This window comes from Glycomyces tritici (genome assembly GCF_030403505.1).
The window spans coordinates 760,108-773,333 of sequence record NZ_JAUEMJ010000001.1 but is presented as its reverse complement, the minus strand read 5'-3'; the positions used below and the strand labels follow the sequence as shown (position 1 = coordinate 773,333).

At 70.0% G+C, this 13,226-nt stretch carries 13 protein-coding genes; 9 read left to right on the top strand and 4 right to left on the bottom strand.

Features of this window, described 5'->3' with window-relative positions; genetic code table 11:
* The first annotated feature begins 38 nt into the window (after positions 1–38).
* Together QWI33_RS03545 and QWI33_RS03540 are read left to right on the top strand one after the other, a co-directional pair.
* Positions 39–1,007, top strand: a complete 969-nt coding sequence (locus tag QWI33_RS03545) for a hypothetical protein (RefSeq protein ID WP_289954938.1) — start codon at positions 39–41, stop codon at positions 1,005–1,007.
* A gap of 139 nt (positions 1,008–1,146) precedes the next feature.
* Positions 1,147–2,040: a DUF4352 domain-containing protein gene (locus QWI33_RS03540; RefSeq protein ID WP_289954936.1), complete on the top strand. Its 894-nt coding sequence runs from the start codon at positions 1,147–1,149 to the stop codon at positions 2,038–2,040.
* Positions 2,041–2,094: 54 nt separating this feature from the next.
* On the opposite strand, the gene QWI33_RS03535 is transcribed toward QWI33_RS03540, so the two are convergent.
* Positions 2,095–3,153 (bottom strand): fatty acid desaturase family protein, encoded by a 1,059-nt coding sequence (locus QWI33_RS03535; RefSeq protein ID WP_289954934.1) that lies wholly within the window; start codon positions 3,151–3,153, stop codon positions 2,095–2,097.
* A 182-nt stretch (positions 3,154–3,335) separates the two neighbouring features.
* Here QWI33_RS03535 and QWI33_RS03530 point away from each other — a divergent pair, with 182 nt between their 5' ends.
* From QWI33_RS03530 to QWI33_RS03510, 5 genes are all read left to right on the top strand, one after another.
* Entirely contained in the window at positions 3,336–4,289 is a 954-nt protein-coding gene (locus tag QWI33_RS03530; RefSeq protein ID WP_289954932.1) for an ABC transporter ATP-binding protein, read from the top strand.
* Positions 4,286–5,092 carry an ABC transporter permease gene (locus tag QWI33_RS03525; RefSeq protein ID WP_289954930.1) on the top strand — a complete coding sequence of 269 codons (807 nt, stop codon included), beginning with the start codon at positions 4,286–4,288 and terminating at the stop codon, positions 5,090–5,092. The genes QWI33_RS03530 and QWI33_RS03525 overlap by 4 nt, the downstream gene beginning before the upstream one ends.
* Before the next feature lie 11 nt (positions 5,093–5,103).
* Positions 5,104–5,901: an ABC transporter permease gene (locus tag QWI33_RS03520; protein WP_289954928.1), complete on the top strand. Its 798-nt coding sequence runs from the start codon at positions 5,104–5,106 to the stop codon at positions 5,899–5,901.
* A 121-nt stretch (positions 5,902–6,022) separates the two neighbouring features.
* Positions 6,023–6,928, top strand: a complete 906-nt coding sequence (locus QWI33_RS03515) for a M23 family metallopeptidase (RefSeq protein ID WP_289954927.1) — start codon at positions 6,023–6,025, stop codon at positions 6,926–6,928.
* 64 nt (positions 6,929–6,992) lie between these two features.
* Positions 6,993–7,844 carry a ThuA domain-containing protein gene (locus tag QWI33_RS03510; protein WP_289954925.1) on the top strand — a complete coding sequence of 284 codons (852 nt, stop codon included), beginning with the start codon at positions 6,993–6,995 and terminating at the stop codon, positions 7,842–7,844.
* Positions 7,845–8,054: 210 nt separating this feature from the next.
* Here the strand turns inward: QWI33_RS03510 and QWI33_RS03505 are convergent, their stop codons facing one another.
* On the bottom strand, positions 8,055–8,672 hold the full coding sequence (locus QWI33_RS03505) for a pyridoxamine 5'-phosphate oxidase family protein (RefSeq protein WP_289954923.1): 618 nt from the start codon (positions 8,670–8,672) through the stop codon (positions 8,055–8,057).
* Positions 8,673–8,721: 49 nt separating this feature from the next.
* Here QWI33_RS03505 and QWI33_RS03495 point away from each other — a divergent pair, with 49 nt between their 5' ends.
* A complete protein-coding gene (locus tag QWI33_RS03495; RefSeq protein ID WP_353895346.1) occupies positions 8,722–10,032 on the top strand; it encodes an aminotransferase class I/II-fold pyridoxal phosphate-dependent enzyme in 1,311 nt (436 codons plus the stop codon).
* Positions 10,033–10,109: 77 nt separating this feature from the next.
* A complete protein-coding gene (locus QWI33_RS03490) occupies positions 10,110–11,408 on the top strand; it encodes an MFS transporter (protein ID WP_289954921.1) in 1,299 nt (432 codons plus the stop codon).
* Positions 11,409–11,410: 2 nt separating this feature from the next.
* Here the strand turns inward: QWI33_RS03490 and QWI33_RS03485 are convergent, their stop codons facing one another.
* Both QWI33_RS03485 and QWI33_RS03480 read right to left on the bottom strand, forming a co-directional pair.
* Positions 11,411–12,187: an SDR family NAD(P)-dependent oxidoreductase gene (locus QWI33_RS03485; protein ID WP_289954919.1), complete on the bottom strand. Its 777-nt coding sequence runs from the start codon at positions 12,185–12,187 to the stop codon at positions 11,411–11,413.
* A gap of 46 nt (positions 12,188–12,233) precedes the next feature.
* The gene (locus QWI33_RS03480) at positions 12,234–13,043 is read right to left on the bottom strand and encodes a CE1 family esterase (RefSeq protein ID WP_289954918.1); all 810 of its coding nucleotides are present in this window, start codon (positions 13,041–13,043) and stop codon (positions 12,234–12,236) included.
* Between the last annotated feature and the right edge of the window lie 183 nt (positions 13,044–13,226).

Below are 13,226 nucleotides of genomic sequence, written 5' to 3'. Positions count from 1 at the left end.
CCGCAGCGTGTTCGGCAGCCGCATCTGGAGGGGAAGCCATGTCCCAGCCGCCTGCCTCACCGCCGCCCGAGCAGTACCCGCCGAATGAGCCGCCTCCCGCGTCGGGGTACGAGCGGCCGACCGGCCCTGCATACGAACCGCCTCGCGGCCCGCAGCCGTACGAACCGCCCCCGGGGCCGCCGCCGTTCTACCCGCCGCCGCCCGGCCCGCCGGCGGATGGAACGGCGGGGGAGCCTTCCAAGACCATCGCGATCCTCGCGCTCGTCTTCGGCGGTGCGGCGCTGCTGTTCGGCCTCATCCCCGTCGCGGGGATCTTCCTCGGCGGGGCCTTCGCGCTGGCGGGCATCGTGCTCGGCGTCGTCGGGATCTTCAAGTCCCACCGGCTGATGTCGATCATCGGCATCGGCCTGGCCGTGCTCGGCCTGATCGTCACGGTGATCGTGACCGTCGCCGTCGGCAAGGCGGCCGAGGACATCATCGAGGACTGGCCGACGGACTACGGGACCGAAGGCGAAAGCGGGTCCGAGAGCGAGTCCGACGACGGCACCGGCCACGGCGACCTGCCGAAGGACCAGGTCGTGGACGGGACCGACCCGAACGCGCCGCTCCCGGCGGGCAGTGAGATAGCCACCGGGAACTGGACCGTGGTCATCAGCGAGGTGGTGCCGGACGCGACCGAGGAGGTCATGGCCGAGAACGAGTTCAACACGCCGCCGCCCGAGGGGTCCCAGTTCTTCATGTTCCGGGTCGAGGCGACGTACCAGGGCGAGGCGTCGAGCTTCGCCTGGTCCGACCTGCTGTTCGGGGTCTTCATCGAGGACAGCGTCCACAGCGGGGCGTGCGGTGTCATTCCCGATGACCTCTTCAACGCCCCAGAGGTGTTCGCGGGCGGGACGGCGACGGGGAACTTCTGCGTCATCGTGCCGAGCGCCGGCGTCGAGTCGGCCGCGATCGGCGTCGAGGACTTCTGGGCCTCCGGCCAGCGGTACTTCGTCGCCGCTTCGTGACCGAACGGCGAGCGCCGCCCGCGGCATCCGCGGGCGGCGCAGCCATGGCGGTCACTCTCCGAAATCGATGACACACCCACACGTATCATGGTGTGTTCCAGGCTACTTCTGCCTGGCTCTCCTTGTGAAGGACCTGCCCATGACCCATCCCTCTCCGGTGGACCCTCAGCAGCCCAATGAGGTTCCGCCGCCGCCCTCGGCCGGGAGCGAGCCGCCCGCGCCTTCGCAGTACTCTCCCCCACAGCAGTACACTCCCACGCCGTTCCCTCCGACGGCGCAACCGCCGGTCGGAGGCGCGGCACGGTCCAAGACGATCGGCCTGCTCTCACTGATCTTCGGTGGCGCGGCGCTGCTGTTCGGCCTCATTCCCGTCGCCGGGATCTTCATCGGCGGCCTGTTCGGTACCGCCGCGATCGTGCTCGGGATCATCGGCATCCTCAAATCGCACAAGATCATGTCGATCATCGGCATCGTGCTGTCGGTACTGGGCGCGATCCTGTCCTTCTCGATCACCAACTCGGTGGCCGACGACCTCGAAAGCACTCTCGAAGCCGAAGCGTCCGAAAGTCCTCGCGGTGAGGCGGAGTCAGATGCGGCGGCCAGTGAGGAGGGCGGCGGCGAGGCCGCCGAACCCGAAGCGGCCGGGGTGGGCGACACTGTCGCCGACGGCGACTTCGAGTTCACAGTCGGCGGTTTCGAGCAGGGAGTCGCTGAAGTCGGCAACGAGTACCTGAATGAGCAGGCGCAGGGCGAGTTCGTGATCATCGACCTGACGGTGAAGAACATCGGCAGCGAGGCCGCCTACTTCTCCGACAGCGACCAGAAGCTGTTCGACGCCGACGGCAATGAGTACTCCGCCAACTCGACTGCCGGAATCTACCTGGAGGACAACGAGGTCTGGCTTACCGAGATCAACCCCGGCAACCAGGTCGAGGGCAAGATCGTCTTCGACGTGCCGGCCGGGACCGAGCTGGCGAGCCTGCAGCTGCACGACTCCATGTTCTCCGGGGGCATCGAAGTCTCCCTGAAGTAGAAGCAACGAGAACGGGCCCGGGTCGCATCGCGACCCGGGCCCGTTCTCGTATGTCTAGGCGGCGTTCGCCGACTGCGGGTTGCGCAGGGGTTCGCCGTGGGCGTGGAGTTCGGTGAGGGCCTCGCGCCAGGACTGGATCAGGCCGGTCGCGTGGTAGGAGATGTCCTTCTCCTTGCAGAACTCCTCGACGATGGGCTGCGCCTTGGCCAGGTTGACCGAGGGCATCGCCGGGAAGAGGTGGTGCTCGATCTGGTAGTTCAGGCCGCCGAGGGCGAAGTTGGTGAACCAGCCGCCCTTGACGTTGCGGGAGGTCAGCACCTGCTTGCGGAGGAAGTCCAGCTCGGTCTCGCCGACGAAGGTCGGCATGCCCTTGTGGTTCGGCGCGAACACCGAGCCCATGTACAGGCCCCACACGGCCTTGTGCACGAGGAAGAAGACGATGGCCTTGCCGGGGGAGAGCACGATGAACAGCGCGGCCAGGTAGGCGGCCCAGTGGAGGCCCAGGAAGAGGGCTTCCCAGCCGCGGTTCTTCAGGCCGGGCTTGATGACCGACTTGATGCCCGACCAGTTGAGGTTGATGCCCTCGAGGAGGAGGATCGGGAAGAACAGCTCGGCCTGGTACTTGCCGAAGAACTTGCTGAAGCCCTGCGCGATGCCGGCCTGGCGCTTGGACCAGGAGAACAGGCCCGGGGAGACGTCGGGGTCGAGTTCCTCGTGGTTGGGGTTGGCGTGGTGGCGGTTGTGCTTGTCGTTCCACCAGCCGTAGCCCATGCCGTTGGCGAGGTTGCCGGTGAACCAGCCCAGGCGCTCGGAGGTGGCCCGGCTGCGGATGACCTGGCGGTGCGCGAGGTCGTGGCCGAGGAAGGCCACCTGGGTGCTGACGAGGGCCATGAAGACGGCCGTGAACATCTGGAACCAGGTGTCGCCGATGAGCGCGAACGCCGCCCAGCCGCCGACGAAGACCGCGGCCATGAGCGCGAAGCGGATCACGTAGTACGCGGGGCGACGGGCCATCAGCCCGGCCTCGTTGATCCGCCGGCCGAGTTCGGCGAAGTCACTGCCGGTCCTCGGCTTATCGGGGGCCTGCTGTGCCTTGTCGGCGATGAGCGTCATGAAAAGGTCCGTCCTGTCGGGAAACTTCGACTCTTTAATCATTCCCCCTCGGCTGTGACTTGTAACTACCGCTGACCCCTCAATGGGGGTAGGGCAAGCACTACCTTTACTGGCCGGTATTTATGAAGGATTCGCTTCAAAATCTGTTGTACTCTGTCGGGCACCGGGCTTAGGGTTGCCCCATGCCACATGACGATGAGATCCTGGTGCGCGCCGGGGACCTGCGGAAAAGCTACGGCGAGCACGAAGCGGTGCGCGGCGTCGACTTCGAGATCCGCCGCGGCGAGGCCTTCGGCTTCCTCGGCGCGAACGGCGCGGGCAAGTCCACCACGATGCGGATGATCGGCTGCGTCTCCCAGCCCACCGGGGGCGAGCTCGAGGTCTTCGGCCGCGACCCCCACACCCAGGGCGCCGAGATCCGCGCCCGCCTCGGCGTCGTCCCCCAGGACAACACCCTCGACGGGATGCTCACCGTCTTCGAGAACCTCGTGGTCTACGCCGGCTACTTCGGCATCAAGAAGAAGGACGCCAAGGTCCGGGCCGCCGAGCTCCTCGAGTTCGTGCAGCTCACCTCCCGCTCCAAGGACCAGGTCAGCGAGCTCTCCGGCGGCATGCAGCGCCGCCTCGCCATCGCCCGCTCGCTCATCAACGACCCCGAGCTGGTGATCCTCGACGAGCCCACCACCGGCCTCGACCCGCAGGCCCGCCACCTCGTGTGGGAGCGGCTGTTCCAGCTCAAGCAGCGCGGCGTCTCGATCCTGCTCACCACCCACTACATGGACGAGGCCGAGCAGCTCTGCGACCGCCTCGTCGTCATGGACGAAGGCCGCATCATCGCCTCCGGCTCCCCCCGCGAACTCATCGACACGCACGTCACCAAGGAGGTCGTGGAACTGCGCTTCGGCGCCGCCCACACCACCGAGCTCGCCGAACTCGCCTTGACCCTCAACGGGATCGGCGCCCAGATCGAGGCCCTCCCGGACAAGATCCTGGTCTACACCGACAGCGCCGACGACACCAGCGCCGCGCTCGAGGCCCGCAGCATCAGCCCTACCTCGGTCCTGGCCCGCCGCGCCGGCCTCGAAGACGTCTTCCTGCGCCTCACCGGCCGCGCCCTCGTGGAGGACGAAGCGTGACCGCACTGATCGTCGACCGCGCCGCCCCCACCCCGACCCAGGCCGCCTGGCGCGCCTTCAACCTCCAACTGGCCCTGTACCGGCACGTCTGGCACGGCACCGTCTTCACCTCCGTGCTCCTGCCGATCCTCTACATGGTCTCGATCGGCATCGGCGTCGGCGCCTACATCGACCCCGCCTCGATCGGCGGCCTCGACTACGCCGCGTTCATCGCCCCCGGCCTCATCTGCTCGGTCGCCGTCATGATGCTCGGCAACGACATGGTCTTCCCCGTCTTCGGCGGCTACGCGGACTGGGGCGGCCACTACCTCGCCCAGCGGGCCACCCCGCTGCGCCCGGTCGACATGCTCAACGGCCACCTCGCCTACGCGGCCGTGTTCCGGCCCTTCACGAACTGCACGCTCGTGGCGGTCGTGCTCGCGTTCTTCGGGGTCTACACCTCGTGGTGGGCCGCGCTCGCAGTGGTCGCCGCCGCGCTCGTCTCGGCCTCGATGGCGCCCTGGCTTCACTTCTGGTCCACCAGCCTGCGCAACGACGCGAACCTCAACATGATCTTCCGGTTCGCCGTCATGCCGATCTCGCTGTTCTCCGGAGTGTTCTTCCCCGCCAGTGAGATGCCCTGGTTCCTGCAGCCGCTGGTGTGGCTCTCGCCCCTGTGGCACGGCACCGAGCTCGCCCGGGCCGCGACCGCCGGCACCGCGCCCGCGCTGGCGCCGGTCCTCCACATCGCCTACCTCGCCGCGCTCGCCGTCGGCGGCTGGTTCGCCGCCCGCCACGCCATCCAGCGCCGCCTGAACTTCTAGGAGCCCAACGCATGTCGGTAATCGCCTACGGCGCCGCCCGCGCCTCCTTGAAGTCCTCGGGCGCCCTGCTCAACCGCAACTGGGTGGCCATGCGCCGCGCCTGGATCCTCGTGATCTCCGGCGCGGTCGAGTCGCTGCTCTTCCTGTTCGCCTTCGGCTTCGGCGTCGGCGGCCTCGTCGGGGACATCACCCTCCCCGACGGCACCACCGTCTCCTACACCGCCTACGTCGCGCCCGCGATCCTCGCGAACGCCGCCATGATGGGCGTGCTCGCCGAGACCTCCATCAACGTGTTCGCCAAGTTCAAGTGGATGAAGGTCTACGACGGCATCCTCGCGACCCCCTTGCGCCCCTGGGACGTCGCGCTCGGCGAGGTCTGGTGGGCGCTCATCCGCGGCGGCACCTACATCGGCGCGTTCGTGGTCGTCATGGGGCTGTTCGGCCTCCTCGACTCCTGGTGGTCGCTCCTGGCGGTGCCCGCGTGCGTCTTCGTCGCCCTGGCCTTCGCCGGGATCGGCCTCACCCTCGCCACCCTCTTCCGCGACTGGGTCGACTTCGACTGGATGAACGCGGTCGTGTTCGCCATGTTTCTGTTCGGCGGCACCTTCACGCCCGTGGAGGCCTACCCGGCGTTCGCGCAGCCGATCGTCTACGCCATGCCGCTGTACCACGGCATCGAGCTGGTGCGCGGCCTCAGCCTCGGCCAGGTCGGCCCGATGATGCTCGTGCACATCGCCTACCTCATGGCGCTGTGCGTGGCGGGCATGTGGATCGCGCAGAAGCGGCTGGCGAAGGCCTTGTACAAATAGCGGACAGGTCAAGCAGCAGGCCGCGCCCTCCGCCAGGAGGGCGCGGCCGTCTTCATTCTGTAAGAAGAAATTCTTCAAATGTGACCTTCACAACGAAACGTTTCTTCGATACCGTCCTGTCATGAGACCTCCTCCCACCGCCCAGCGGCGCCTCGCGCTCCTCGCCGCCGCGCTCTTCGCCGCGGCGGCCACCTTCCTCTCCCCGGGCCTCGCGGCGAACGCCGGCGAGATCACCATCCAGGCCGTGAGCCACAAGAGCCCCTTCAACTGCAGCAAGACCTTCTGGGCCAACAACTGGATCGACAGCCCGGCCCACAGCCCGCAGAACACCATCGACTGGCAGACCTACGGCTCCGACGCCATCAACGGCGAGAGCGTGCGCGCCACCGCCGGCGGCACGGCCACCTTCTACAACGAAGGCGGCACCAGCTACGGCAAGTGGGTCCAGATCGTCCACTCCGACGGCACCCGCACCCGGTACGCGCACCTGGACACCATGGTCGGCTCCGTCGGCACCTCCAGGTCCGTCGCGCAGGGCACGGTCATCGGCACCGTCGGCTCCACCGGCGGCTCCACGGCCCCGCACCTGCACTACGAGCAGCGGAGCGTCTCCGGCTCCGTCGTCACCCCCGTGGTCGAGGGCGTCCAGGTCCCGTACGGCTCGAAGAAGGCCATCACCTCCTCCAACGGCTGCGGCGGCGGGAACCCGTACACGCCCGGCGAGGTCTGCGGCTCCGGGTACAGCCAGATCAACACCCACGCGCTCGGTACCGTCGGCCGGATCTACCTCATGTACAACGCCTCCAACGGCTACAACTGCGTCGTGACCCTCAAGTACACGAGCGTCGGCACCGCCAGCGCCGTGTCGGCCAGCCTCCAGGTCGAAGGCGGCACCGTCGCCCGCGACTCCGGCAACTTCGCCTACTACGCAGGGCCGGTGAAGAAGTCCGCGCCGAACACGTGCGTCAAGTGGGGCGGTTCGGTCGGTTCGACGACGTGGACCAGTGCCTGGAGCCATTGCGGCTGAGGGGCGCTGTGCCAATGACCGGCTCGAAAGCGCCGCCGGGCGCCGGGCCCGCTAGGCTGGGCGCGTGAGAATCCTGCTGCGACTGTGCATGATCGTCGCGCTGGCCTGCGCGCCCGCCTTCGTCCCCTCGGCGGCGCTCGCCGCCGAAGGGCCGAGGGTCCTGGTCGTCACGACCGGGAACGGCGCGCAGGACGTGGCCGACTACGCGCTGGAGCGCCTCCAGATGGAGGCGCGGCGCTGGAACTTCACCCTCATTGAGGGCGCCCCGGAAGACCTCGAGGACCTCGGCGGGTACGACGTGGTCATGTTCGTCAACACCGGGGCGGACTTCCTCGATGCGGCCCAGCAGGAGTCGGTCGAGGACTTCGTGGAGGAGGGCGGCGGCCTCGTCGCCACCAACAGCGCGATCCAGAGCGAGATGGACTGGACCTGGTACCACGAGGCGCTCGGCGCGAGCGCGCTCCCGCCGGCCGAGGCCTCGACCGAGGAGGCCGTCACGTTCAACTCGGGTTCGCAGGTCACCGAGGGCCTCAACGAGGAGCTCAAGCTCACCGAGCACTGGTACCGGTTCGATCCCGCTCCGGCGCAACCGGGTTCGGAGATCCTGGCGCAGCTGGGCTCGGGCGAGGCGGTGGCGTGGGTGAACGAGGAGCTGCCGGTCTTCTACGCCTCGCCGGGCGGCGAGGGAAAGACCTGGGGCGACCGGGACTTCCTGAAGCTCATGCGCCAGGCGATCTGGTGGGGCGGGGGCCAGGAGAACGCGATGGTCCAGAACTCCGATGACGCCGCGCCGTCGTGGCCGTACACGCTGACGTTCGTGATGTTCGTGGTCGCGGTCGCCGGCGGCGGCTCGATCGCGGTGTGGCGCTTGGACAAGGCCGAGACGGAGAAGGAAGCGGCCGCCGCGCGGGCGTAAGAGCGGAGAGCAGTGATCGGGCGGGCCGTCTCGAACTTCGGCCCGCCCGATCCGTATGCGATGCGCGCGGTGCACCTCCTGCGCCAGACGGCGCCGGACCGGCTCGAAGGGAAGTTCCCACGACCCACGCTCTGGACGGTCATTTCGTCGAGAGGCCGAGCCGGATCCGGCACCGCGCGGATCGCATTTTAGGGGATGCTCGAGCATCCCCTAAAGCCGCCCGACCACCGTCGTGGTCACGGGGGCGACGCCGTTGTCGAACGGCAGGTCCTCGTCCTCGGGCTCCTCGACCGGCGGGCCCGACCGCTGCTTCAGCGAGACCTCTTCGAGCGGGATCGCCAGGAGCGCGGACATCGCGTTCTCCTTGTCGCTGGCCTCCCGTGAGCGCTCCGCGCGGCCGTCGCCCATCCGGTTGATGAGGGCCTTGAACACGTCCCAGCGCTCCGCCGGGTCGGTCACGAGCTGCGCGTTCGCGTGGACCACGACGCTGCGGTAGTTCATGGAGTGGTGGAACCAGCTCTTGGAGTAGACGAGCCCGTCGACGATCGTGGCGGTGGCGCTCACCGCGAACCCCTCGCGGCCGCCCAGGCCCATGCTCGATCCGGTCGAACCGTGCACGAACAGCGTGTCCCCAACGCGCACATGGAACGTCGGGAGCACGCGCGGCGCGCCGTCCGGTCCGACGAAGGCGAGGTCGACGAAGAGCGCCTCGTCGAGCACCTGGTAGGCGGCGTCGCGCTCGTACGTGACCCGTTCGCGGGAGCGGTTGGGGGTGGTGCGCTCGGTCGGGGTGAACTGGCCGCTGTAGGGGCATTCGAGGGCGGACATCGGGGGTGGCTCCTAACGCCGTTTTATGTACTGGTACAATGATCTGGTTATGTCGGTACAGTATCAGATCACCGGATCGGCGGCAAGCGAGATCGCCGCCAGCATCGAGTCCGGCGTGCGCTCCGGGAAGCTCGCGCCAGGCCGCACCCTGCCCCCCGTCCGCAAGCTCGCGGCCGACCTCGGCGTCGCCGCCGGCACCGTCGCCTCCGCCTACCGCCGCCTGCGCGAACGCGGCGTCGTCGAGACCGGCGGCCGCGCGGGCACCTTCATCCGCCAGCGCTCGGCCTTCACCCCGACCGGCACCCTCACGGTCCCTTCGGGAGTGCTCGACCTCGTCTCCGGTGAACCCGACCCCGACCTGCTGCCCGACCTCGCCGCGCTCATGCCGCGCGTCGAGATCGCGCCCGGCAACTACCGCGACGGCGGTCCCTGCCCGGACCTGCTCGACCTCGCCCGCGACCGCTTCGCCGACGACGGCGTGCGCGGCGACCTCACCGTCACCTCCGGCGCCCTCGACGCCTTCGAACGCGGCCTCGCCGCCCGGCTCGAACCCGGCGACACCGTCGCCGTCGAGGAGCCGACCTGGTCCAACGGGCGCGACCTGCTGCTCTCGGCCGGATACCAGGTCACCCCCGTCGCGATCGACGGCGAAGGGCCGCTGCCCGACGAGCTCGCCGCGGCCCTCGCCGGCGGCGCGAAGGCGTTCATCCTCACCTCGCGGGGCCAGAACCCCACAGGCGCAGCGGTGTCCGCCGAACGCGCCGCCGCCCTCCGCGAGGTGATCACGCGCCACTCGGACGTGTTCGTCATCGAGGACGACCACTGGGGCGAGCTCTCGCAGGTGCCGCTGCACTTCGTCGCCGACGCCGCCGACCGCTGGATGTTCGTGCGCTCGGTCTCCAAGCCCTACGGCCCGAACCTGCGCTGCGCGCTCGTCGCCGCCGACGCGGACACGAAGGCCCGCGTCCAGGGGCGCATGCAGATCGGCCACGGCTGGGTCTCGCGCATCCTGCAGCACTTCGTGATCGCGGCCTGGACCGACGAGACCGTGGAGGAGTGCGTCGCCGCCGCCGGCCGCGTCTACGCCGAACGACAAGGGGCCCTTCGTGAAGCGCTCGCCGTCCGCGGCATCGACGTCTGGGGCCGCTCGGGGCTCAACGTGTGGGTCCCCGTCGCCGACGAGACCGCCGCCGTCGTGGGCCTGCGCGACGCCAGGTTCGCCGTCGCCCCCGGCCGGGCCTACTCCTTCCACGGCCACCAGGGCATCCGCGTCAGCACCGCCCGCCTCGACCCCAGCCTCGCCGAAGCGGTGGCCGACGCCGTCGCCCAGTCCTCCGGACCGGCGTCGCCGCCGATCTGACCGGTCCTCCGGCCCTCCACCGGACGGACCCCGGCCGCATCCCCCGATCCGGCCGACAACTCCAGAAAGGAACCCCCGTGACCGCCCACCAGCCCCCTCCCTCCGCGCCGCTCGAAGCCGACCCCCTCGAGGGCACCGCCGCCCTCCAGAAGCGCATCCTGCGGACCCTCTTCCTCACCCAGGTCCTCGGCGGCCTCGCCGTCGGCATCGGCATCGCCGTGGGCGCCCTGCTCATCGAGGAGATGACCGGCTCGGCGACCTTCACCGGCCTCGCCCAGAGCCTCTTCGTCGGCGGCTCGGCGCTCGTCGTCGTCCCGGCCGTGCGCATCACCGAGCGGTTCGGGCGCCGCGGCGGCCTCGCCTTCGGCTACGGCTGCGCGGTCGTCGGCACCGTGATCGTCGCCTCCGCCATCCACCTCGGCAGCGCCGTGCTCGCGGTCGTGGGCTACTTCCTGCTCGGCGCGGCCTCCTTCGCCGGACTCCAGTCCCGGTACGCCGCAGCCGACCTCGCCCCCGCCGCCCGCCGCGGCTCCCACCTGGCCCTCATCGTCTGGGCCACCACGATCGGGTCGGTCGCCGGCCCGTCCCTCGCCGGAGTCGCCGAGCGCGTCTGGACCGGCTGGTTCGGCGGCCCCGCCTACGTCGGCTCCATGGTCGCCATCGGCCTGCTCTGCCTCCTCACGGCCGCGGTCCTCCTCGTGTTCCTGCGCCCCGACCCGCTCCTGACCGCCCGCGAGATCAGCGGCGAGACCGACGCCCCGAAACGCTCCATCGCGGACGGCTACCGCACCGCCAAGGCCAACCCGGCCGTGCGCACCGGCGTCATCGCCGCCGCCCTCGGCCACTTCGTGATGGTCGGCGTCATGGCCATGACCGCCGTGCACATCAAGCACGGCATGGCCGACCCGAAAGAGGCCCTCAGCGTCGTCGGCGTCATCCTCGGCCTGCACATCGGCGGCATGTACGCGTTCGCGCCGATCATCGGCCGCCTCGTCGACAAGCACGGCGCGCGCCCGGTCCTCGTCACCGGCACCGCGCTCCTCGTCGCCGCGTGCACCGTCTCGGGCTCCTCGCCCGCCGACGACCACGTGCGCCTCTCGATCGGCCTGGTCCTGCTCGGCGTCGGCTGGTCCGCCATGACCGTCGGCTCCGCCGCGCTCGTCACCGGCGCCATCACCCCCGCCGAACGCCCGTCCACGCAGGGCTTCTCGGACCTCGTCATGGGCCTGGCCGCCATGGCCGCCGGCCTCGCCTCCGGCCCCATCGTCGAGTACGCCAGCTACGGCATCCTCTGCGTCTGCTGCGCCGTCGTCGCCCTGCTGGTCTTCCCGTTCCTGCTGGGCAAGCCCACCGGTCCGGCGCCCACCGCAGCCTGAGACTAGTAGCCGTAGGCGCTGGGCGCGTTCTGCCCGCCGTCGACCGGGATGACCGCGCCGTTGATCGCCTTCGCCTTGTCCGAGAGGAGGAAGGCGATCACCTCGGCCACATCGCGCGGGTCGAGCAGCTCGCGGTTCGGGAACTCCTCCAGGAACGCCTCGTACCGCCCCGGGTCGGCCAGGCGCAGGCGGTCCCAGTTGCGGTCGGGGATGAGCATCGAACCGGGCGCGACCGCGTTGACGCGCACCCCGGCCGGACCGAGCTCGCGGCCCAGCACCGTCGCGGCGTGGTTGAGCGCGGCCTTCGTCGAGCCGTACGCGAGCCCGGGGGAGGGCTTCGTGCCGGAGATCGAGGAGACCAGGACCGCCGCGCCGCCGGTGCGCCGCAGCTGCGACAGGGACGCCCGGAGGGCGGTCATCGCACTGGTGACGTTGACGCTCAGCGAGTACGCCCAGTCGTCCGGCTCGGTGTCGACGATGCTGCGGCCCCGCGCCCCGCCGACATTCGCGACCAGGCCCTTCAGGTCGCCGAGGCGCCGCTGGGCCTCGTGCACGAACTCGACCATCAGCTCGGTGTCGTTGACGTCGAGCGCTCTGGTGGCGACGGGGACGTCGAACTCGGCGCGGAGCTTCTCGGCGAACTCGTTCAGCGGGGCGGCGTTCCGCGCGCAGAGCGCCAGCGGCACGCCTTCGGAGGCGAGCACCGAGGCCGTGGCCATACCCAGACCGTGGCTGGCACCGGTGATGAGAACAGGGCTGTTCAGTTGCATACCGTTCATAATGACCCGCCTCGTCCAGTCCCCGCACCCGCCAGGTGGCGGGAGTTCACTCGAGCGCAGTGAAGAAGTCCCAGATCTCGGCGCTGGCCCAGATCCCGTCGGCCGCGCCGGGCGTGCCGAACCACACGTGTCCGCCGTCGACCTGGTACTCGACCATCGGCACGTCGCCCGCGCACGTCCACGAGGCGCGCGCGAAGCCGCCGCCCGAGGTCTGCTCCGCCGCCGCGCAGGACCCTTGCTCGCGCCACGCCTCCAGGACCGCCCGGCCTTCGGTGCGCGGGTCGCTCGTCCCCACGAAGGCGGCCAAGGGGATCGGCGTCTGGAGGCCCTCGACCTGCGCGAGCGTGTCATGGGTGCCCGCCGGGACGACCACTGCGGCGCCGGCCAGGCGGTCGCCGAGCCCGACCGCGGCGGCCAGCGTCATGTCGCCGCCGTTGGAGAAGCCGGTCAGGTAGATCCGCTCGGGGTCGGCGCCGTGCTCGGCGACCAGCTCGTCGATCAGGTCCGAGAGGAACGCGGCGTCGTCGCCGGCGGCCTGGGCGTCCCATTCGTTGGCGGGGTTCGACGGGTACACGGCCAGGAACCCGGCCTCCTCGGCCAGGGTGTCCATGTTGGAGGTGCCCCGCACCATCGCGCCGCTGCTGGGCATGCCGTGGAGCACGATCACCGTCGGCAGGAGCGCGTCGGCCTCGGGGCACTGGAAAGCCGCCGTGTACGTGTAGTCGCCGATGGCGGCTTCGGGCACCTGGGTGAACCGGCCCGCCTCGCAGTCGAGGGCGGCGGCGGGCTCGGCGTCGTCGGGGGTGCAGGCGGTCAAGGCGAGGAGGAGTGCCGCCGCACCGAAAAGGCGTTTCATGCGTGGGAGCGTATTGCACTCCACTCTGGAGCGCCAGCCGCCGAACGGTCGGAATGCGCCGCGGGAGCGGCACTCGCCACGCGCGACACCAAGCACTTCGAAGGGCTCGGCCCGGTGCTCGTCGACCCCTGGAGCGAATGATCGCCGCCTTGCACGACGCGGAGGGGGGACTCCATGGAGTCC

What these genes read in the sequence shown, in the direction of transcription:
- QWI33_RS03535 (WP_289954934.1), bottom strand. Translation starts at nt 3,153, where the DNA reads ATGACGCTCATCGCCGACAAGGCACAGCAGGCCCCCGATAAGCCGAGG.
- QWI33_RS03545 (WP_289954938.1), top strand. Translation starts at nt 39, where the DNA reads ATGTCCCAGCCGCCTGCCTCACCGCCGCCCGAGCAGTACCCGCCGAAT.
- QWI33_RS03530 (WP_289954932.1), top strand. Translation starts at nt 3,336, where the DNA reads ATGCCACATGACGATGAGATCCTGGTGCGCGCCGGGGACCTGCGGAAA.
- QWI33_RS03485 (WP_289954919.1), bottom strand. Translation starts at nt 12,187, where the DNA reads ATGAACGGTATGCAACTGAACAGCCCTGTTCTCATCACCGGTGCCAGC.
- QWI33_RS03540 (WP_289954936.1), top strand. Translation starts at nt 1,147, where the DNA reads ATGACCCATCCCTCTCCGGTGGACCCTCAGCAGCCCAATGAGGTTCCG.
- QWI33_RS03520 (WP_289954928.1), top strand. Translation starts at nt 5,104, where the DNA reads ATGTCGGTAATCGCCTACGGCGCCGCCCGCGCCTCCTTGAAGTCCTCG.
- QWI33_RS03505 (WP_289954923.1), bottom strand. Translation starts at nt 8,672, where the DNA reads ATGTCCGCCCTCGAATGCCCCTACAGCGGCCAGTTCACCCCGACCGAG.
- QWI33_RS03480 (WP_289954918.1), bottom strand. Translation starts at nt 13,043, where the DNA reads ATGAAACGCCTTTTCGGTGCGGCGGCACTCCTCCTCGCCTTGACCGCC.
- QWI33_RS03495 (WP_353895346.1), top strand. Translation starts at nt 8,722, where the DNA reads ATGTCGGTACAGTATCAGATCACCGGATCGGCGGCAAGCGAGATCGCC.
- QWI33_RS03515 (WP_289954927.1), top strand. Translation starts at nt 6,023, where the DNA reads ATGAGACCTCCTCCCACCGCCCAGCGGCGCCTCGCGCTCCTCGCCGCC.